Below are 19155 nucleotides of genomic sequence, written 5' to 3'. Positions count from 1 at the left end.
CCGTCGTTCTGCGCAAGCAGAGCGCGCAGCACGTGCAGCGGGTCGATATATTGGTTGTCGTTGCCGATCGCCAGGCTCTGGGCATCAGCCAGCGCTTCCTGGAATCGGGTAGTCAGTTTGTCAAGTCGCATTTAGGAGCCCTCTTTTTCGGATGAGTGCCCGATGCGGAAGGCGGGGCGTCTGCGCCCCGGCCTGCCGATCCCGTCGCACGGGCCGGACACTGGATGTCTGATCGAAAGATAAGGCTTTGCGCCTACATTTCAAGGCCTGACTGCACGGCCATTGATGTGGCGCAGGAAATACGTTGCGACCTGTTCCCTCCCGCGCATTTCACGCGGCCGCGAGCGCCCGCTTGTCTTCCAGGTTGCGCACCAGCACCAGGGCTTCGCCGGCCAGCACCACGCGGCCATCGTCCCCGGTGACGACGGTGGCCAGGTTGACCAGATCCTTGTCGCCGCGCAGGCGCACGATCCGCACCGAGGCGGTCAGCAATTCGCCCAGCCGCGCCGGCGACCGCAGCCGCAGCGACTGTTTCATCCAGCCGGTGCCGCGGCCCGGCAAGCGCGTGCCCAGCAGGTCCGAGAACATGCCGGCCAGCAGGGGCAGCGGCACGATGGCACCCCCGAAGCCGCGGCTGCGGGCAAATACCGGGTCGGTATAGAAGGCGTTGCCATCGTCGGTCAACGACACGTATTCATCGATATCGCCGGCGCTGAAACTGCGTACCGCCGAAGCCTCCTGGCCGACGCTAAGGTGATAGAGCCTCCGGTCGCCGTCCACCGCGGCGGCAAGGCGCCCGGCGTCGTCCGCCTCGTCAAGCGGCGCCTGCGCCAGCGTTTCGGCACTTGCGTCGACCAGCAGGATCGCATCTCCCTGTGCCGTAATCTGCTCATCGGTAGCTGCCGTTCGCATGCGGCCACGCTGCATGCAGCGGATCTCGGTGTCCAGGGCGATACGGTCCTGGCCGGGCGTGTCGTTCAGCACCAGCACGGCCGCCACGCCGTCGCCGACGAAGGTGGGACGAGGAAACATCAGCGTCTGCCCGATCGGCAGGACCGGCCTGGGGTTGCTGCGCCGCATCTGCGCGCACAGCAGCGAAAACAGGAACATGCCGTGCGCCACGGTCGCGCCGAAATGCGTCGTCCTGGCGAACCGCGGGTCGCAGTGAATGGGATTGTCGTCGCGCGAGAGCGAAGCGAAGCGGTCGAAATCTTCTTGCGTCAGGACGCGCGTGCGGGATGCCTTCATCAGTTGGGTACCTCTACGGTGCTGCCGATGACCGTAATCCGGTCCGCATTGGCCGGGGTGGCGGCAAACGGCGGCAAGTTGGTGGGCAGGATGGTGGGCGCCGGCGACAAAATGCCACCGCGCGCGATCGTGCGCACCACCTGCGAGGGCGGCAGCGCGGTGCYGGTGGTGAGGTTGGCGTAGACCGCGTCGAGCGCCCGGTTCAGGTAGACGTGGAGCGGGATATAGCGATTGTCATAGCCCGCTACCGCGCCGATGAAACTGTCGAAGTGCTGGCCGTTCGTGACTTCCATATAGGAGAGATTGCTGGCGCTGCCCTCCTTGAGCCGGTTGTAGCCGAGATAGGGCCGCGAGGTATGGTTGACCGGCAGCAGCGCATCGCTGCGGCCATGCACGATGATGGCCGGCTTGCCATGCAGGTCGCCCGAGCGCAGCGTCTGCGCCAGCCCGGCCTGCAGCGCCTGGGCCTGGGTGCCGGTGCCGGTCAGCAGTGCGCGCAGGCAGCGGGCGCCATCGAGGTTGGCATCGGCCAGGCTTGTGCCGGGCGATCTGGAATAGAGGTCGCGCAGCGGCCCGCCGGGGTTGTTGTCGTTGATCAGTTGCACGCCGGCCGCCGGCGGCACGCCATTGCCCGTCGAATACAACACATTGAGCGTGGCCGGCGCGATTGTCGCCGGCGTCAGCACCGCCGTCCCGGTGGCGGCAAAGCTGTAGCCGCACAGACGGTCGGCCACGGCGGCACGCGCCAGCGCGTTGGCGAATGTCACGGATACCGCACTGGCCACCTCAAAAAGGGCAAGCGACGGATGGAGCGCGTCGGAATCCGACTCCCAGCCGGCATCATGCAGCTTCTGCAACGCATCGGCAGCCCGGCTGGCCCCGTCGGCCCCGCTGACCAGCCCGGCATTGGCCAGCGACTGGCAGCGGTTGAGCGCCGGTTGCACGAGCCCGACGGCGGGCAACGCATACAAGGCCACGCCCGGCGCATTCACCAGCGCGGTCGCCTGCGAGGTGCAAAGTTGCATCAGGTTGGCCGTGGTGGTGTAGTCATACAGCACGAGCCCCGACTTGCTGACCGGCACCCCACCACGCGTGACGATCACCCCGGTGTTGGCGGGCAGGTTGAGATTCGGCTCGGCCACCGCCACGCCGTCGATCAGGCCCTGGGTATCCTGCTCCGCCGCGGCGACGGCCGCGCCACCGCCATTGGAGACGCTGGACGCGATGACAACGATCTTGTCGGGGCCGAAGCTGCGCTGGCGCGTGCCATCGGAGGCCACCGTGCCAAACCGGTCATTGATGGCCCAGATCGCGAATTCGGCGGCCTGCAGCGTGAAGGTGCCCCAGTCCTTCTCGGGATTGCGCTGCGAATGGGCGTGCTTGAACGCGAGCCGGTGCGGCGCCAGCGCATTGAAGGCGGCCAGGCTGGTATTCGGGAACGGGGCGGCGAACTGCGCGCTGGTGCCGGCGGCGGTACGGTTGGCTCGCGTGCCGTCGATCAGCGGCACGGTGTCGGTATCCAGGTCGTGCGGCGCGGCGCCGGTGCCCTTGTCCGTATAGGCGACGGCGCAGCCGCGCTTGAGCGCCCACTCGCCAGTGGAAATCGCGCCGTAGACGCCCCGCGAGCCGGACGAGGTGGCCGTGATCAGGCAGGGCTTGGCCACGTTGAAACTGTCGGGAATCTGCACCAGCATCGTCACGTTCTGCTGGCCGCTGCCATCGTCCGAGAAGGCCAGGTACTCGCGCCCGGCGACCTTCCCCTGCCCGCTGGTGACATTGCCCTGCGCGTCCACGTTGGGGCCATACAGGCTGCCATAGCCACCGCCCACCGTGATATCCACCAGCGCGCGGTAGTTGGTATAGATGGCATAGCGGCGCAACTCGGCCGCCGTGGGCGCCGCGGGGTTCAGCGGCACCGGCGCCGTGGCCGAGCCCAGGCCGTCCTTGCCAAGACCGGCGGTGAGCAGGTCGTCGGTGTTGCCGTCGTAGGTCGTAATCGTTACCGCACCGATATTCGCGGGCTTGGGATTGGGATTGGGATTGCCGTTGTTCGCATTGTTGTCGCTCGAGCCGCATGCCACCAGCAGCAGGCCTGCCGCGCCTGCCAGCGCCAGGCGCCCTCCGCGTCCGCACCTACCGCCATGTCCTGCAAGTCCGCGCAACATGTTGACCCCCTTTTGCATGCTTGATCTATCGGAACGCAATACAGAAACGAGAATTTCACAAGACAGCAACTGCATGACATCGAACTGGGCCGCGACAGGCGCTGGCCGCCGCCTCATTGCGCCTGGAAACGCGCGCGCAACTTGTGTTTTTCCACCTTGCCGGACGGCGTGCGCGGCAGCGCCTCGATGATCCGGACATGGCGCGGCACCTTGTAGCCTGCCAGCGCCGCGCGGCAATACGCGAGCACCCCTTCAGCATCGAGCGCCACGCCTGGCCTGGCCACCACCAGGGCCATGCCGACTTCGCCCCAGCGCGCGTCCGGCACGCCGATGACGGCCGCCTCGGACACCCCGGCAAGCTGGAACAGCACGTTTTCCACTTCGGCGGGATAGACGTTCTCGCCACCGGAAATAAACATGTCCTTGGCGCGGTCGACGATGTAGTAATCGCCCTCCTCGTCCATGTAGGCGATGTCGCCCGAATGCAGCCAGCCGCCGCGAATGGCGGCATCGGTGGCCTGCGGCAGGTTCCAGTAGCCGGGCGTGACGCCCGGCCCCTTGATCAGCAACTCGCCGCGCTCGCCGGGCGCCACGTCGCGGCCGTGCGCATCCACCACCCGCGTCAGCATCGAGCCCACCGGCTTGCCGATGGTGCCGATCTTGCGGCGCGCAGTGGCTTCGTCGCAGACAAACACGGTGGGACCGGTCTCGGTCATGCCGAAGCCGAAGCAGATCGTCACGCCCTTGGCCAGGTAGGCCTCCAGCAGAGGCCGAGGCACCGCCGAGCCGCCCGCGGACATATTGCGCACCCGCGAAAAGTCCGCCGCCGCGAAGCCGGCATGCTGGCTCAGGAAGAGATAGACCGCGGGCACGGCAAAGAACATGGTGATGCCTTCGCCGGCGCTGGCATCGAGCTTGCCCAGCGTGACCGCGGCGTCGAACTGCCGCATGATATGCACGGTGCCGCCGGCATGGAGCACCGGGTTGGCGTACAGGTTCAGCCCGCCCGTATGGAAGAACGGCAGCACATTGAGGAACACGTCGTCGCGCGTGATCTTGTTGGCCAGCATGGCGTTGACGGCATTGAAGAAGACCATGCCATAGGTCTGTATCACGCCCTTGGGACGGCCGGTGGTGCCCGAGGTATATAGCAGGTGCCAGACCTCGTGCTCGTCGCGGCAAGGCATCTCGATGATGCGGCCCGAACTGCCGGCCAGCATCGCTTCATACTCCATCCAGCCTCCCGGCACATCGGCGCTCTCGTCGTCGGCCAGGTGCAGGACCGCGCGCAGGGGCAGCGCACTGCTCAAGTCCGCAGCGGTAGCCAGGAAGCCATCGCCGGCCACCAGCACGTCGGGCGCGCAGTCGCGCAGGATGGGCAACAATTCCGCCGCAGGCAGGCGCCAGTTCAGGCAGACCATCACCATGCCGGCCTTGGCGCAGCCGTAAAGCATCTCGAAATAATCGGAGCTGTTGTGGGCCAGCACGGCCACGCGGGCGCCAGGCGCCAGCTGCAACCGCTCGCCCAGGTACTCGGCGAAGCGGCTGGCACGTTCGTCGAACTGCCGGTAGGTCACCTTGCGGCCGCTCTCCACGTCGACCAGCGCCACCTTGTCCGGCGTGTGCAGGGCGTTCTTGTGCAGCCAGTCGACTACATACATGGTCCCGGATCTCCGCTGTTAGGTGTCTTTGTTATAGCGCTTCTTATCGTGCTTGTTAACACTTGCCGCATGGTCCGGCATGTCGAAAAGCCCTACGACGCCACCTCGTGCTCCGAGCGATCGCCGCGCAGGCGGCCAACGATGCCTTGCGGGAAGTAGTACACGCTGAGGATGAACAGCAGGCCGAGCCATAAGAGCCAGCGGTCCGGATGCAGCAGCCCCGAGAGCAGCGGCACGGCCGTGGTGGCCTCGCTGGCCAGCTTCATCACATCCTGCAGGTAGGTTTGCGCCACCAGGAACAGCGTAGTGCCGATGATGGCGCCGTACAGCGTGCCCATGCCGCCGATCACCACGATCAGCAGGATGTCGACCATGATCTCGAACGACAACGAAGTATCGGGCCCGTTGTAGCGCAGCCAGAGCGCCATCAGCACGCCGGCCAGCGTGGCGAACCCGGCCGACAGCACGGTGGACACGGTCCGGTACACCACGGTGCGGTAGCCGATCGCCTCGGCGCGGAAATCGTTCTCGCGGATCGCCTGCAGCACCCGGCCGAACGGCGAGTTGACCACGCGCAACAGCAGCAGGAACAGCACCAGCGCGCCGGCGAACACGAAGTAGTAGGAGAACAGCTTGCCGTTGAGCGGCACGCCGAACCACTCGGCGTCTCCCAGGGTAAAGCCTGGCGTGAAGACTTCCGGCACCTTGAAGGTGATGCCATCCTCGCCGCCGGTCCATTCAGACAACTGAGATACCAGCGTGGCGAAGGCGGTCGCCACCGCCAGCGTGATCATGGCGAAGAAGATGGCCCTGACCCGCAGCGAGAACAGCCCGATCAGGAAGGCCAGCGCCATCGACACCGCCAGCGCGCCCAGCGTGCCGAGCGCCAGCGCGCCCCACCCCGGATCGAGCCGCGACATGGCGATCGCCACACCATAGCCGCCGATGCCGAAGAACATGGTATGGGCAAAGGAGACGATGCCGGTATAGCCGAGCAGCAGGTCGTAGCTGGCCACCAGCACCACGAAGATGCAGATCTTGGCCGCCATATTGAGCGCGCGCGCGCCGGGAAACAGGAACGGCGCGCAGGCCAGCGCCAGCAGCATCGCCACCAGGATGACGGTGAGCACGCGGCTTCTTGGCAGGTCGCCGGAAAGCAATCGGATCATGGTTTTCCTCGGCGCTCAGCGCTTGGCTACCGGGTACAGGCCCTGCGGACGCCACAGCAGGATCATTACCATCAGCAGGATGTTCGAGAACAGCGCTACCTTGGGAAACAGGAAGCCGGTGTAGTTGGCCATCAGCCCGACCAGCAAGGCGCCGACGAAGCAGCCGGTGGTGGAGCCGAGCCCGCCGATGATGATGACGATGAAGATCAGCACATTGACCTGGGCGCCGATGGCGGCGGTGATGTTCTGCTGGTACAGGCCCCACAGCACGCCGCCCATCCCGGCCAGGCCGGCACCCACCACGAACACGCCGATAAACAGGCGCCGGATACGGTAGCCGAGTGACTCGACCATCTCGCGGTTCTCCACGCCGGCGCGGATCAACAGGCCAATGCGGGTACGGTTGAGCACCAGCACCATGGAGACGAAGATCACCAGCCCGAGCACCACGGCGATCAGCCGGTATTTTTCGATCGCCGCATCGCCCAGCAAGACCGCGCCGCGGAAGGTGGTGGGCACCTGCAGCGCGATGGTTTCGGCGCCCCAGATGGCCTTGATCAGTTGCTCCGCCACGATCATGCCGCCCATGGTGATCAGGATCTGCTTCAGGTGCTGGCCGTAGACCGGGCGCACCACGATGCGCTCGAACAGGAAGCCGATCGCTCCCGCCGCCACCATCGCCGCTCCGATGGCGAGGCCGAACACGGCCAGGTTGAGCGCCAGGCTGTCGGCCTCCACCCAGGCGCCCAGCGGCAGCAGCACCGACGCCGCCACGTAGGCGCCCAGCGCGATAAACGCGCCGTGGCCGAAGTTGAGGACGTCCATCAGGCCGAACACCAGCGTCAGCCCCGAGGACACCACGAACACGATCATGCCCATGGCAAGGCCGGCAATGGTCAGGGTGAGCCAGGTCGAGCCACTGCCGATCAGGGGATAGGCCAGCAGCATCAGCAGCGGGGCCAGCGCCAGCGGCGTCCAGTCGAGCCGGACCTTGGGCAGGTCGGCCGGCGCCGCCGGCGTGGTGGGTAAGGAGCTTGTACTCGTCATTGTCTCGGTCCTGACGATTCTTGTTTGATTGCGTGAAGGCCTTGACGGCCCGCCACGGGCGGCGGCACTTGCCACCGCGCTTCATGCCGCGACCGACGCTACTGATGCGCCGCCAGCGACAAACCCAGCAGCCGCTGCTGCAAGGCCTCGTCCCCTGCCAGCTCAGCCATGTTGCCCGTATGCACCACGCGCCCGTCGTCCATCACGGCGACCGTATCCCCCACCGACCTGGCCATGTGGAAGTTCTGCTCCACCAGCAGGATCGACACGTCTGTCTGCTTGAGCTCGCGGAAGACCGTGATCATGTTCTGGATGATGGCCGGCGCCAGGCCCTTGGTCGGCTCGTCGACGATCAGCAGCTTGCGCGGCTCGATAATGGCCCGCGCCACCGACAGCATCTGCTTCTGCCCGCCGGACAACACGCCGGCTCGCTGGTGCCAGAAAATCTTCAGCGCGGGAAACATGCGGAATACCCAATCCAGCCGCTGCCCGTCGATGGCGCCGCTGCGCGCGGCCAGGCGCATGTTCTCGGCCACGGTCAGCTCGGAGAACACGCTCATGTTCTCCGGCACGTAGGCGATGCCGGCCTGCGCGATGGCGGGCGTGCCGCGGCGGGTAATATCCGCGCCGTCGAACGCGATGCGCCCCTCGCTGGCCTGCCAGAGATTCATGATGGTGCGCAGCGTGGTGGTCTTGCCGGCGCCATTGCGCCCGAGCAGCATCGTCACGCCGCCGCGCGGCACCGAAAAGCTCACGCCGTGCAGGATGTGATATGGCCCGATATGCGTCTGCACGCCATCCAGGCGCAGGATGGGCGTTGCCGGTCCGTCAGCCATGTCTGCCCTCCCCCTGCACGCCGTCGTCGGCGGCGCCGATCCCGAGATAAGCCTGTTGCACGATCGGCGAGGCGATCACCTCGGCCGGGTCACCGTCCGCCATCAGGTTGCCGTTATGCAGCACGATGATCCGGTCGGCCAGCGAGCGCACCACATCCATCTTGTGTTCCACCAGCAGCACCGTCTTGCTCCTGTCGCGCTTGATCTCCTGGATCAGGTCCAGGATGACGGGCACTTCGTCCACGCTCATGCCGGCGGTCGGCTCGTCGAACATGAAGATGCGCGGTTGCAGCGCCAGCAGGATGCCCACCTCCAGCTTGCGCTGGTTGCCGTGCGGCAGCGAGGCAACAGGCAAATGGCGCTTGTCGGCCATGGCCACGCGTTCAAGACAGCGCTCCGCCTCGGCGCGTACCGCGCGGTTGCCGCTCCACACGGACCACAGGTCCAGTCCGATGCGTTGCCGCGCCTGCACCGCCAGCCGCACATTCTCGAACACCGACAGGTTCGGGAACAGGCTGGTCAGCTGGAAGGCCCGGCCAATGCCGCGCGCCGCCTTGTGTGGTACCGGCAGCCGCGTCACATCCTCGCCGCCAAGCAGGATCTGCCCGGCGGTGGGTGGCAACTGGCCCGAGATCAGGTTGAAATAGGTGGTCTTGCCGGCCCCGTTGGGGCCGACGATGCAGGTCAGCTCGCCCGGTCGGAACGCGCATGACACCGCATTGACCGCCACATGCCCGCCAAAGCGGATGGTGAGGCCGCGCGTCTCTAGCGCGGGCGGCTCCGCCACCGCCCGCGAGAGCGCCGCCGTGGTATCGATGGAAGAGGCGCCCACCGTCATCACCGCTTGTTGCGGATCGGCACGTTCATCTCCTCCGGCTTGATCTCGCGGATCAGCTCGGGCACGCCCCAGGCGAACGCCGGATCAACCTTGATCTTGAAGTGATACATCGACTGCAGGGCCTGGTGGTCTTCCTTGCGGAACGTCATCTTGCCCTTGGGCGTCTCGAACGACATGCCCTCCATCGCGCCGATCAGCTTCTCGGTATTGGTGTCGCCATTGGTCTTCTTGAGCGCCTCGACCAGCGCGATGCCGGCCGACATACCGCCCGCGGTAAAGAAGTCAGGCGGCGACTTGAACTTGGTGTAGTGGTTGGATACCAGCCACTCGTTGGCCTTGTTCTTGGGAATGCCGAAGTAGTAGTACGTCGCGCCTTCCATGCCGGGGAAATTCTTGTAGTTGCTCATGGCGGGCAGGATATTGCCGCCCGTGGCAATCTCGATGCCGTAGCGCTTGGGGTCGAGGTCGGCGATCTTGAACGGATTGCCGGCGCCGGCCCAGATGATGAAGATGATCTTGCGGCCCGGCTTGTCCTTGAGCGAATCAAAGAGCCGCTGGGCGCCGGCCGTGAAGTCCGTGGTGTTGGTGGGCAGGTATTCCTCGTGAACGATCTTGGCGTTCTTGAGCGCGCCTTTGAAAGCCTTCACGCCATCGCGGCCGAAGGCGTAGTCCTGCGCCAGCGTGGCGATCTGCACGCCGGGCTTGTCCAGCGCTACCGCGTTGGAGATGGCGTCCTGCGACGAGTTGCGGCCTGTGCGGAAGATATAGCGGTTCCACTTCTCGCCGGTGATCGAATCCGCCACGGCGGGCTCGACCAGCAGGATCTTCTTGTATTCCTCGGCCACCGGCAGCATCGCCAGCGCGGTGCCGGAAGACGTGGGTCCCACCGCGATGTCCGCGCGATCATCGCTATAGGCCGCGGCAAGCTGGGCCTTGGCGACGTCGGGCTTGCCCTGGGTATCCTTCTCCAGCACCACCAGCTTGTTGCCGTTGACCATCATGGTGCCGTTGGTGGCATAGTCCAGCCCCATCATCAGCCCGGTCTGGGTCTGCTTGGCGTAGGCTTCCAGCGCCCCTGTCTTGTCGTAGACGTGGGCAATGCGGATGTCCTTGGCAAAGGTACCGCCGGCGGCCAGCAGGCCGGCCAGCGCGAACGCGGCTGCGGCTTGGTGCTTGAGTTGCATGCTGTGTCTCCTCTTTGGGTTTCTCTGTTTCTCTTATTGTTGCAAGTAGAGATGCTGCTCGATAACTGCTGATCGCGGCGATTGACCGTGGCCGCCCTATTGCTCCGCTCCTTCAGCCCGCATCCGCGCCGCCCAGGAAGCGGCGCATGCCGGCGGCGGCCTCGGCGCGCGTCACCTGCGCCACAAACGCCGCGCGCTCTCGCTCGAGGCCGTGCGCCAGGACCTCAGGGTCCCAGCGCAGCAGCGCGCGCGTACTCGCCACGCTGCCGGCTACCTTGTCCTTCAGTCCGGCCGCCAGTGACAGCGCCATGGCCTCGGCTTCGCCGGAAGGCGCGAGATGCGTGACCATGCCCAGCGAGGCGGCTTGTCCCGCGGTCAACGTCGTGTTCTCAAGCTGGATCGCGCACGCCCTTGCGGCACCAATCATCTGGGGCAGCATGGCGGTCCAGCCGCCGTCCGGGCTGAAGCCCACCACCGTGTAGTACGGCGCAATGCGCGCGCCCTCGCCCAGCACCGTCATATCGCAGGCGAGCGCCAGGCCCAGCGCGCCGCCGGTCAGCCAGCCCTCCACCGCTGCGATCACCGGGCAACGCAGCGCCGCCAGGCGCAGGATGGCGGCGTTCAGCAGGCCAAGCAGCCGGTGCGCATACTGTTCCAGTTCAGCGCTTTGTGGCGGGAAAGCGGCAAAGGCACCCACGTCGCCGCCCGTGGAAAACGACCGGCCGGCATGGCCGAGCACCACGGCGCGGACGTCCGGATCGGCCTCCACGCGTTCAAGCGCCGCCAGCAAGTCCTCCAGCAACCCTGGCACCAGGCTGTTGTGGCGCTCGGCGCGGTTGAGCCGCAGCACTGCCGTGCTGCCGCTACGCTCGACCAGTACCAGCGCGCTCATCGTGCGGCCAATCCGTGAGAGATCATGTCGAAGGCGGTATCGACCACCTTGTCCATCGACGCCGGCCGCTTCCACAGCGCGTAGCGCATACCGAGGAAATTGCTGATGCCGATCAGGCACCACGCCCGCACTTCGGCATCGCCCGGCGAAATCTCGCCTTGCTCCTCGGCCTTGCCCAGGCGCCGGCTGTAGACGTCGGCGAAGACCTGGAAATAACTGCTGTAGATGGTCTCGTCGACCGAGTAGGAATCGAGCACGATGCGGTACAGGTTCTTGTGGCGCGACACGAAGGAAAGGAAAGCCTTGAGCCCGAGCCGCTCGGCCTCGATCTGCGTTTGCGCCGGCCCCACGTGCTTGCGCAAGTGGGCGCGCACCAGCTCCAGCATGTGCTGCACCAGCGCGCGGAAGATGTCTTCCTTGTCCTTGAAGTAGAGGTAGAAGGTGCCCATCGCCACCTCGGCTTCCTGCGTGATCTCGGAGATCGAAGCCACGTAGTAGCCCTTCTCTCCGAATACTTTTTCAGCGGCGCGCAGCAGTGCTTCGCGGGTCTTCTGGCCGCGTGCGGTCTTGGGCTGGCTTACGCCGGATTCGGTAAGGGACATCGGGGCTCCGCGGTGGCCGGTCGGGCCGGAATCTCGGCAGCTATATTGCGGTCTTGCACCGCGGCAACTGCCCGCTCCGGCCGACCTCAAAACATGATAGCTGATTCATGTTTCATGATATAAAGTTAGCCATCCGAATGTCAATACATCGCTTACCCGGAGCCCTGCCACCCATCCGGGGAACATGGGCACGCCGCCTGGCAGGCCAACACATCGACTGGAACCATCGCCATTGGATGCTTCTCACACGGCGCCCCATGCCACGCAAGCCGAGCCAGCCGGCCTGGCTCCGGCCTTCGCCGTCCACGCCGCCAGCGCGGCCCGGCCAGGCTGGCGGGAGACGGGCAGCGGGCAAGCGTTGCTGCTCCTGCACGGGTGGTCGCTATCCGGCGAAGCCTTCGACGGCCAGCGCGCGCTGGCGCGACTCGGCTATCGCGTAATCGCCCCCGACCACGCCGGACACGGCTTGTCTGCTGCGCTGCCGCATGCGGGGCAAGCCAGCATTGCGCGGCTGGCCGCGGATGCGGCAGCGCTGATCGGGCACCTGGGCCTGCGGGACGTCGTGGTGGTCGGATGGTCGATGGGGGCGATGGTGGCCTGGGAACTGATGCGCGGCCATCCCGCGCTGCCGCTGGCCGCCGTCGGCGCCATCGACATGACGCCGCGCCTGGTCGGAGACGCGGAATGGCCGCACGGCCTGCACGGATGCTACGACAGGGTCCAGGCCGCAAGAATGGCCATGCACGTGCGCAAGGACTGGCCCAGCCTGATCGATTCGGTGCGCGCCGGACTCTGGTCCGCCGGCAGCGAACCCGATGCGGCGCAATCAGGCCGCATCACCGGCATCATGCGGCAGTGCGCGCCGGACGCGCTCGCCGCGCTGTGGGAAGACATGGCGCGCCAGGACTATCGCCCGGCGTTGCGCCAGGCTCGCCTTCCCTTATTCCACCTGGTCGGGCAGCACAGCCGACTCTACGCGCCGGCCGTGGGCCTGGCCACACTGGCACTGCAACCGGCCGCGCGCCTTGCCACCGTCGATGGCACCGGCCATGCCCCACATATCGAGCGGCCGGCGGCCTTCAACACAGCCTTGCTTGGGATGCTTGACTGGCCTGGCTTGCCCGCTGCACCGGCGCCATGAGCCGCTACCTTCAGGCCAGCAGCCGGTAGGTCCACAAGCCCAGCGCGGTCAGCAGCAGCGAGCCGCCAAGATGCGCAGCCAGGTGAACCGCCGCCCAGCCATAGTCGCCCGCCATCAGGTTGGCGACAACCTCGCTGGAAAAGGTGGAAAAGGTCGTCAGGCCCCCCAGGAAGCCGGTCACGGCCAGAAGGCGCCATTCGGGCGACAGATCCGCGTGCGCGCCAAAGAATCCTGCCGCCAGGCCGATGAGGTAACCGCCCACCAGGTTGGCCGTCAGCGTGCCATAGGGCAGCGCCGGGTTGGCCGCATTCCACAGGACCGAGAACACCCACCGCAGCCAGGCCCCCATCGCGGCACCGACCCCGACCGCAATAAAACCGAGCCCGCCCATCAGTGCTTGATGCCCGTGTCTTCCGCCTGCACCGGGGTGGCGCTGCCTTCCGGCGCCTCCCCGCTGGCATTCAGCGAGCGAATGCCCCAGCGCGCCAGCGCGGACTCATCGGTCACCCGCGCGTCGACCCAGCGCTCGCCCTCCGGCGTCTGTTCCTTTTTCCAGAACGGCGCTTCGGACTTGAGGTAATCCATGATGAACTCGCAGGCGGCAAACGCATTGCCGCGATGCGCGGAGGCCACCGCCACCAGCACGATCTGGTCCAGCGGCAGCAGGGGTCCGACCCGATGCACGATGGTGACGCCGAGCAGTTCCCAGCGCTCACGCGCAACGGCTTCGATCCGCGCCAACGCCTTTTCGGTCATGCCGGGATAGTGCTCCAGTTCCATCGCGCTGACCGGGCTGCCGTCGTTCATGTCGCGCACGGTGCCGACGAAACTGGCCACCGCGCCCACGCCCGGCTGGCCGTGGCGCAATGCCGCCACCTCCGCGCCCAGGTCGAAATCCTCGCGCTGCACTCTAACGCTCATGTCAGCCTCCGGTCACCGGCGGGAAAAACGCCACTTCGCAGCCGTCGGCCAGCATGCTGTCCGCGCTCGCCACCTCATGGTCCACGGCCATGCGCAAGGCCCGGCCTTCAGCCAGCACCTCGGCCCATGCGCCGCCGCGGGCGCCCAGCCACCGCCGCAGGTCCGCAACGGTGGCCACCGCCGGGGGCACCTCGACCCGTTCCTGTCCCAGGCCCAACTGCTCGCGCACGCTGGCAAAAAAACGCAACTCGATATGCATGGCGGTCTCGCTCCTCATGCCAGCAGGCCGTCGAAAGCGATGTACTGCACGGTGTCGCCCCGCGCGATCGCTTGGTTGGGCGGATTGTCGACCAGGCCGTCGCCCCACACGGTGGAGGTCAGCACCCCCGAACTCTGGTTGGGAAACAGGTCGAGCCCGCCAGCCTGGTTGACGCGCACGCGCAGGAATTCATTGCGGCGGTCGCCCTTGGGCAGGTCGAAATCGGCGCGCAGCGGCAGCCGGCGCGGCAACACGTTCTGCACGCCCTGCAGCCGCAGGATAAAGGGCCGCACGAAGAGCAGGAACGTCACGAAGCTGGAGACCGGATTGCCCGGCAGGCCCAGGAAATAGGCCGGCGCCTGATCGCCGCGCGCTACCTCGCCGAAGGCCAGCGGCTTGCCCGGCTTGATGGCGATCTGCCACAGGTTGAGCCGCCCTTCCGCCTCCACGGCCGGCTTGATGTGGTCTTCCTCGCCCACAGAGACGCCGCCGGACGTGATGATCAGGTCATGCCCATCGGCGGCCCGGCGCAGGGTGTCGCGCGTGGCGGCCAGGGTATCGGGCACGATGCCGAAATCGCTGACCTCGCACCCCAGGTTTTCCAGTAGTCCGCGCAGCGTGAAGCGGTTGGAGTTGTAGATGGCACCGGGCTTGAGGGGCTCGCCCGGCATGGCCAGTTCGTCGCCGGTGAAGAACACCGCCACCTTGACGCGCCGCACAACGTCCAGCGCCGCCTGCCCTACCGAGGCGGCCAGCCCCAGCGCCTGCGGCGTGAGCCGCGTGCCGGCTGGCAGGATCACGCTGCCGGCGCGGATGTCCTCGCCGGCCCGGCGGATCCACTCGCCCGGTTGCGGCGCGTGATTGACGATCACATCGTTGCCTTCCGCCACGCACTGTTCCTGCATCACCACCGCATCCGCCCCCGGCGGGATCAGGCCACCGGTGAAGATGCGGGCAGCCGTGCCGGCCGCCAGCGCCGTGCCGACATGGCCGGCGGGAATGCGCTGGGCCACCCGCAGCCGCGCGCCCGGCGCGGCCACGTCGGCACTTCGCATGGCGTAGCCGTCCATCGACGTATTGTCGGCCGGCGGCACGTCCAGCGTGCTAGATACCGGCGCGGCCAGCACGCGCCCGTTGGCGTCCAGCGTGGCGATGCGCTCGGCTTCGGCGATCGGGCTGGCGCCGGCCAGCAAGGCTTCGAGAGCCTCGGCCATGGTCAGCATGGGGGGACGGGGGGGCGCGGCAGCTTGGGTCATGACGGGAACAGGTAGGTAAGTCAGCGTGAGACAGCAAACCCATGGCCATCCATCCGCCATGGGAAACGGCCCGCGTACCGCCGCCGATACATCCGGGGCAATGCGAGGGCCGTGCGATTCAGCTCGGCAAGTCTGATTGTAGCGAGTTGGCGCGCAGGCGGCAGGAACGCCGCCTGCACGGGCTGGCGCCTACAGGCCCGTGTGGCCGGCGATATAAGCCTTGATCCGCTCCACCTCGGCCGGCATCACCTCGAAGCGCTGCGGCAGGTTTTCGATGCCTTCAAAGCTGGCCGGACGCTCCGGCTCGTGGCCAAGCGCCTCGCGGATGGTGTCGGCGAACTTGGCCGGCAACGCGGTTTCCAGCACCAGCATCGGCACGCCGGGCGTGAGATGCTCGCGCGCGACCTTGATGCCGTCGGCGGTATGGGTGTCGATGGTGATGCCGTAACGCCCCGACAGGTCGCGGATGGTGGCAACGCGGTCCTCGTGCGTGCTGCGGCCCGAGACAAAGCCGAAGGCGCGGATGCGCTCGAATTCCGGCGTGCCGGACAGGTCGAAGCCACCCTTGGTGTCGATGTCGTCGCGGAACATCGTCGCCAGCTTGCCGGCGTCGCGGCCCAGCAGGTCGAACACGAAGCGCTCGAAGTTCGAAGCCTTCGAGATGTCCATGCTCGGGCTGGAGGTGTGATACGTCTCGGCCGACTTGCGCACGCGGTAGGTGCCCGTGCGGAAGAACTCGTCGAGCACGTCGTTCTCGTTGGTCGCGACCACCAGCTTGTCGATCGGCAGGCCCATCATGCGCGCGATATGGCCGGCGCAGACGTTGCCGAAATTGCCGGACGGCACGCAGAACGACACCTTCTGGCCGGGGCCGTCGGTAGCCAGCAGCCACCCCTTGAAGTAATACACCACCTGGGCCACCACGCGCGCCCAGTTGATCGAGTTGACCGTGCCGATCTTCTGGCGGGCCTTGTAGTCGAGATCGTTGGAGACCGCCTTGACAATGTCCTGGCAGTCGTCGAACACACCTTCGACCGCCAGGTTGAAGATGTTCGGGTCCTGCAGGCTGAACATCTGCGCGGTCTGGAACGCGCTCATCTTGCGGTGCGGGCTGAGCATGAACACGCGGATGCCGCGCTTGCCGCGCATGGCGTATTCCGCCGCGCTGCCGGTGTCGCCGGAGGTGGCGCCGAGGATGTTCAGCTCCTGCCCGGCGCGCGCCAGCGCGTACTCGAACAGGTTGCCGAGCAGCTGCATGGCCATGTCCTTGAAGGCCAGCGTGGGACCGTTGGACAGGCCCAGCAGTTGCAGCGGCGCGCCACCCTCTGCGCCCAGCGTGCGCAGCGGCGTGATATCCGCGGTATTGTCGCCGGGGCGGGCGTTGCAGTACACCTCGGCGGTGTAGGTCTTGCGCGTCAGCGCACGCAGGTCCTCAGCCGGGATGTCGTCGCAGAAGCGGTACAGCACTTCAAAGGCGAGATCGGCGTACGACAGCTTGCGCCAGGCCTCCAGCTCGTCGGCCGTGACCTGCGGGTACTCCTGCGGCAGGTACAGGCCGCCGTCCGGCGCCAGGCCGCCCAGCAGGATCTCGGAGAAGGTTTGCGGCATCTCATGGCCGCGCGTCGACTGGTATTTCATCGGTGCGTTCAGTTCAGTTCTTCCATGCGCAGGCGCGTGACGGCCGACAGCACGGTCGGCAGCGCTTCGATCTTGGCGATGGCGGCGTTGACCTGCTTCTCCAGGGTGAGGTGCGACAGCATGATGATGTCGGTCTGCGGCTCGCCTTCACGCGATTCCTTCTGCAGCATGGCATCGATGGAAATGCCGGCGTCGGCCAGGATGCGGGTGATGTCGGCCAGCACGCCGGTCTCGTCCGCCACGCGCATGCGCAGGTAGTACGAGCTGGTGACCTCCTCGATCGGCAGCACCGGCACGCTGGACAGCTCATCCGGCTGGAACGCCAGGTGAGGCACGCGGTGCTCGGGATCGGCGGTGTGCAGGCGGGTCACGTCGACCAGATCGGCGATCACGGCCGAGGCGGTCGGCTCGGCGCCGGCGCCCTTGCCGTAGTACAGCGTGGCGCCCACGGCGTCGCCCTGCACCAGCACGGCGTTCATGGCGCCTTCCACATTGGCGATCAGGCGCTTGGCCGGCACCAGCGTCGGGTGCACGCGCAACTCGATGCCGTTTTCGCGGCGGCGCGTCAGGCCCAGCAGCTTGATGCGGTAGCCCAGCTCTTCGGCGTAGCGGATATCCACGGCCGACAGCTTGGTGATGCCCTCCACATAGGCCTTGTCGAACTGCACCGGCATGCCGAAGGCGATCGAGCTCATCAGCGTGATCTTGTGAGCCGCGTCGATGCCTTCGATGTCGAAGGTCGGGTCGGCCTCGGCATAGCCCAGCGCCTGGGCCTGCTTGAGCACGGTGTCGAAGTCCAGGCCCTTGTCGCGCATTTCCGACAGGATGAAGTTGGTGGTGCCGTTGATGATGCCGGCGATCCACTCGATGCGGTTGGCGGTCAGGCCTTCGCGCAGCGCCTTGATGATGGGGATGCCGCCGGCCACAGCGGCTTCGAAGGCGACGATCACGCCCTTCTTGCGCGCGGCCTCGAAGATCTCGTTGCCATGCACGGCCAGCAGCGCCTTGTTGGCGGTGACCACGTGCTTGCCGTTCGCGATGGCCTTGAGCACCAGTTCGCGGGCAATCCCATAGCCGCCGATCAACTCGATCACGATGTCGATCTCGGGACGGGTGACGACTTCGTTGGCGTCCGCCACCACCTCGACCTGCCCACCGGTCAGCTCGCGGGCGCGCTCGGTGTTGAGGTCGGCCACCATGGCAATCTCGATGCCGCGCCCGGCGCGGCGGCGGATTTCCTCCTGGTTACGTTGCAGCACGTTGAACGTGCCGCTACCGACGGTACCGATGCCAAGCAGGCCTACTTTGATGGGATTCATGGACGATCTGACTCTGAGTTGCTGAAAAATGAATGACGCCGCAAACGGACCGGTTCAGGGCCGCTCAGGCCGCGTGGCCGTGGCGCTTGCGATATGCCTCGAGGAAACGGCCAACGCGGCCGATGGCCTCGCGCAGGTCTTCCTCGTGCGGCAGGAACACGATACGGAAATGGTCGGGCTTGCCCCAGTTGAAGCCCGTACCCTGCACCAGCAGTACCTTGGACTCCTGCAGCAGTTCGTAGATGAACTCCTGGTCGTCCTGGATCGGGTACATCGACAGGTCGAGCTTGGGGAACAGGTAAAGCGCGGCCTTGGGCTTGACGCAGGTGACGCCGGGAATCTGCGTGATCAGTTCATGGGCAATATCGCGCTGGCGGCGCAGGCGCCCGCCTTCGTTCACCAGGTCGTTGATGCTCTGGTAGCCGCCCAGCGCGGTCTGGATGGCCCACTGGCCGGGCACATTGGCGCACAGGCGCATCGAGGACAGCATGTTCAGCCCCTCGATATAGTCCAGGGCGGGCCGCTTGTCGCCCGACACCACCATCCAGCCGGACCGGTAGCCGCACGAGCGGTAGTTCTTCGACAAGCCGTTGAACGTGACGGTCAGCACATCGGTCGACAGCGAGGCGATCGAGGTGTGGGTATGGCCGTCGTACAGCACCTTGTCGTAGATCTCGTCCGCGAAGATGATCAGCCCATGCTCGCGCGCGATCGTCACGATGCTCTTGAGCAGTTCGTCCGAGTACAGCGCGCCGGTGGGGTTGTTGGGGTTGATGACGACGATCGCCTTGGTATTCGGCGTGATCTTGGCCCGGATATCGTCGAGATCGGGCATCCATTCATTGGCCTCGTCGCACACATAGTGCACCGGGGTGCCCCCCGAGAGGCTCACGGCGGCCGTCCAAAGCGGGTAATCCGGCGCCGGCACCAGCACTTCGTCGCCGCTGTTGAGCAGCGCGTTCATCGACATCACGATCAG

At 66.4% G+C, this 19155-nt stretch carries 19 protein-coding genes; 1 reads left to right on the top strand and 18 read right to left on the bottom strand.

The window, feature by feature from the left end:
- From AC1DN0_RS35030 to AC1DN0_RS34980, 11 genes are all read right to left on the bottom strand, one after another.
- Positions 1-131: Clp protease N-terminal domain-containing protein (locus tag AC1DN0_RS35030; RefSeq protein WP_477146374.1), on the bottom strand; the 131-nt coding region annotated here is incomplete at its 3' end.
- Positions 132-330: 199 nt separating this feature from the next.
- Positions 331-1248 carry a MaoC/PaaZ C-terminal domain-containing protein gene (locus AC1DN0_RS35025; RefSeq protein ID WP_441630757.1) on the bottom strand — a complete coding sequence of 306 codons (918 nt, stop codon included), beginning with the start codon at positions 1246-1248 and terminating at the stop codon, positions 331-333.
- Positions 1248-3413: a D-(-)-3-hydroxybutyrate oligomer hydrolase gene (locus AC1DN0_RS35020; RefSeq protein WP_477146373.1), complete on the bottom strand. Its 2166-nt coding sequence runs from the start codon at positions 3411-3413 to the stop codon at positions 1248-1250. Before AC1DN0_RS35020 ends, AC1DN0_RS35025 begins: the two co-directional genes overlap by 1 nt.
- A 113-nt stretch (positions 3414-3526) precedes the next feature.
- On the bottom strand, positions 3527-5074 hold the full coding sequence (locus tag AC1DN0_RS35015) for an acyl-CoA synthetase (protein WP_441630761.1): 1548 nt from the start codon (positions 5072-5074) through the stop codon (positions 3527-3529).
- 92 nt (positions 5075-5166) lie between these two features.
- Positions 5167-6243 carry a branched-chain amino acid ABC transporter permease gene (locus AC1DN0_RS35010; protein ID WP_035872314.1) on the bottom strand — a complete coding sequence of 359 codons (1077 nt, stop codon included), beginning with the start codon at positions 6241-6243 and terminating at the stop codon, positions 5167-5169.
- 15 nt (positions 6244-6258) lie between these two features.
- A complete protein-coding gene (locus tag AC1DN0_RS35005; RefSeq protein ID WP_045239967.1) occupies positions 6259-7290 on the bottom strand; it encodes a branched-chain amino acid ABC transporter permease in 1032 nt (343 codons plus the stop codon).
- Between the two features lie 98 nt (positions 7291-7388).
- Complete coding sequence (locus tag AC1DN0_RS35000; RefSeq protein WP_035872323.1) at positions 7389-8126, bottom strand: ABC transporter ATP-binding protein; 738 nt, start codon at positions 8124-8126, stop codon at positions 7389-7391.
- Complete coding sequence (locus AC1DN0_RS34995) at positions 8119-8964, bottom strand: ABC transporter ATP-binding protein (protein WP_441630764.1); 846 nt, start codon at positions 8962-8964, stop codon at positions 8119-8121. Before AC1DN0_RS34995 ends, AC1DN0_RS35000 begins: the two co-directional genes overlap by 8 nt.
- Positions 8964-10148 carry a substrate-binding domain-containing protein gene (locus AC1DN0_RS34990; RefSeq protein WP_035872326.1) on the bottom strand — a complete coding sequence of 395 codons (1185 nt, stop codon included), beginning with the start codon at positions 10146-10148 and terminating at the stop codon, positions 8964-8966. The genes AC1DN0_RS34995 and AC1DN0_RS34990 overlap by 1 nt, the downstream gene beginning before the upstream one ends.
- A gap of 112 nt (positions 10149-10260) precedes the next feature.
- On the bottom strand, positions 10261-11040 hold the full coding sequence (locus AC1DN0_RS34985; RefSeq protein ID WP_441630767.1) for an enoyl-CoA hydratase/isomerase family protein: 780 nt from the start codon (positions 11038-11040) through the stop codon (positions 10261-10263).
- Positions 11037-11642: a TetR/AcrR family transcriptional regulator gene (locus tag AC1DN0_RS34980; RefSeq protein WP_006161576.1), complete on the bottom strand. Its 606-nt coding sequence runs from the start codon at positions 11640-11642 to the stop codon at positions 11037-11039. The genes AC1DN0_RS34985 and AC1DN0_RS34980 overlap by 4 nt, the downstream gene beginning before the upstream one ends.
- Positions 11643-11874: 232 nt before the next feature.
- Between AC1DN0_RS34980 and AC1DN0_RS34975 the strand changes: the two genes are divergently transcribed.
- Positions 11875-12783 carry an alpha/beta fold hydrolase gene (locus AC1DN0_RS34975; RefSeq protein WP_441630769.1) on the top strand — a complete coding sequence of 303 codons (909 nt, stop codon included), beginning with the start codon at positions 11875-11877 and terminating at the stop codon, positions 12781-12783.
- A 10-nt stretch (positions 12784-12793) separates the two neighbouring features.
- Here AC1DN0_RS34975 and crcB read toward each other — a convergent pair whose 3' ends face one another.
- The 7 genes from crcB to AC1DN0_RS34940 all read right to left on the bottom strand — a co-directional run.
- The gene (crcB, locus tag AC1DN0_RS34970) at positions 12794-13174 is read right to left on the bottom strand and encodes a fluoride efflux transporter CrcB (protein ID WP_441630771.1); all 381 of its coding nucleotides are present in this window, start codon (positions 13172-13174) and stop codon (positions 12794-12796) included.
- The gene (gene moaE, locus AC1DN0_RS34965; protein WP_441630773.1) at positions 13174-13704 is read right to left on the bottom strand and encodes a molybdopterin synthase catalytic subunit MoaE; all 531 of its coding nucleotides are present in this window, start codon (positions 13702-13704) and stop codon (positions 13174-13176) included. The genes crcB and moaE overlap by 1 nt, the downstream gene beginning before the upstream one ends.
- 1 nt (position 13705) lies before the next feature.
- Complete coding sequence (gene moaD, locus AC1DN0_RS34960) at positions 13706-13963, bottom strand: molybdopterin converting factor subunit 1 (RefSeq protein WP_035872339.1); 258 nt, start codon at positions 13961-13963, stop codon at positions 13706-13708.
- 14 nt (positions 13964-13977) lie between these two features.
- Positions 13978-15219, bottom strand: a complete 1242-nt coding sequence (locus AC1DN0_RS34955) for a molybdopterin molybdotransferase MoeA (protein WP_441630776.1) — start codon at positions 15217-15219, stop codon at positions 13978-13980.
- 189 nt (positions 15220-15408) lie between these two features.
- On the bottom strand, positions 15409-16857 hold the full coding sequence (gene thrC, locus AC1DN0_RS34950; RefSeq protein ID WP_441630778.1) for a threonine synthase: 1449 nt from the start codon (positions 16855-16857) through the stop codon (positions 15409-15411).
- Positions 16858-16865: 8 nt separating this feature from the next.
- Positions 16866-18176 carry a homoserine dehydrogenase gene (locus AC1DN0_RS34945; protein WP_441630780.1) on the bottom strand — a complete coding sequence of 437 codons (1311 nt, stop codon included), beginning with the start codon at positions 18174-18176 and terminating at the stop codon, positions 16866-16868.
- Between the two features lie 64 nt (positions 18177-18240).
- A partial coding sequence (locus AC1DN0_RS34940; RefSeq protein ID WP_477146372.1) for a pyridoxal phosphate-dependent aminotransferase occupies positions 18241-19155 on the bottom strand: 915 nt, incomplete at its 5' end.

The organism is Cupriavidus sp. 05N39, assembly GCF_056397325.1.
This window is presented reverse-complemented; position numbering and strand designations above follow the sequence as displayed.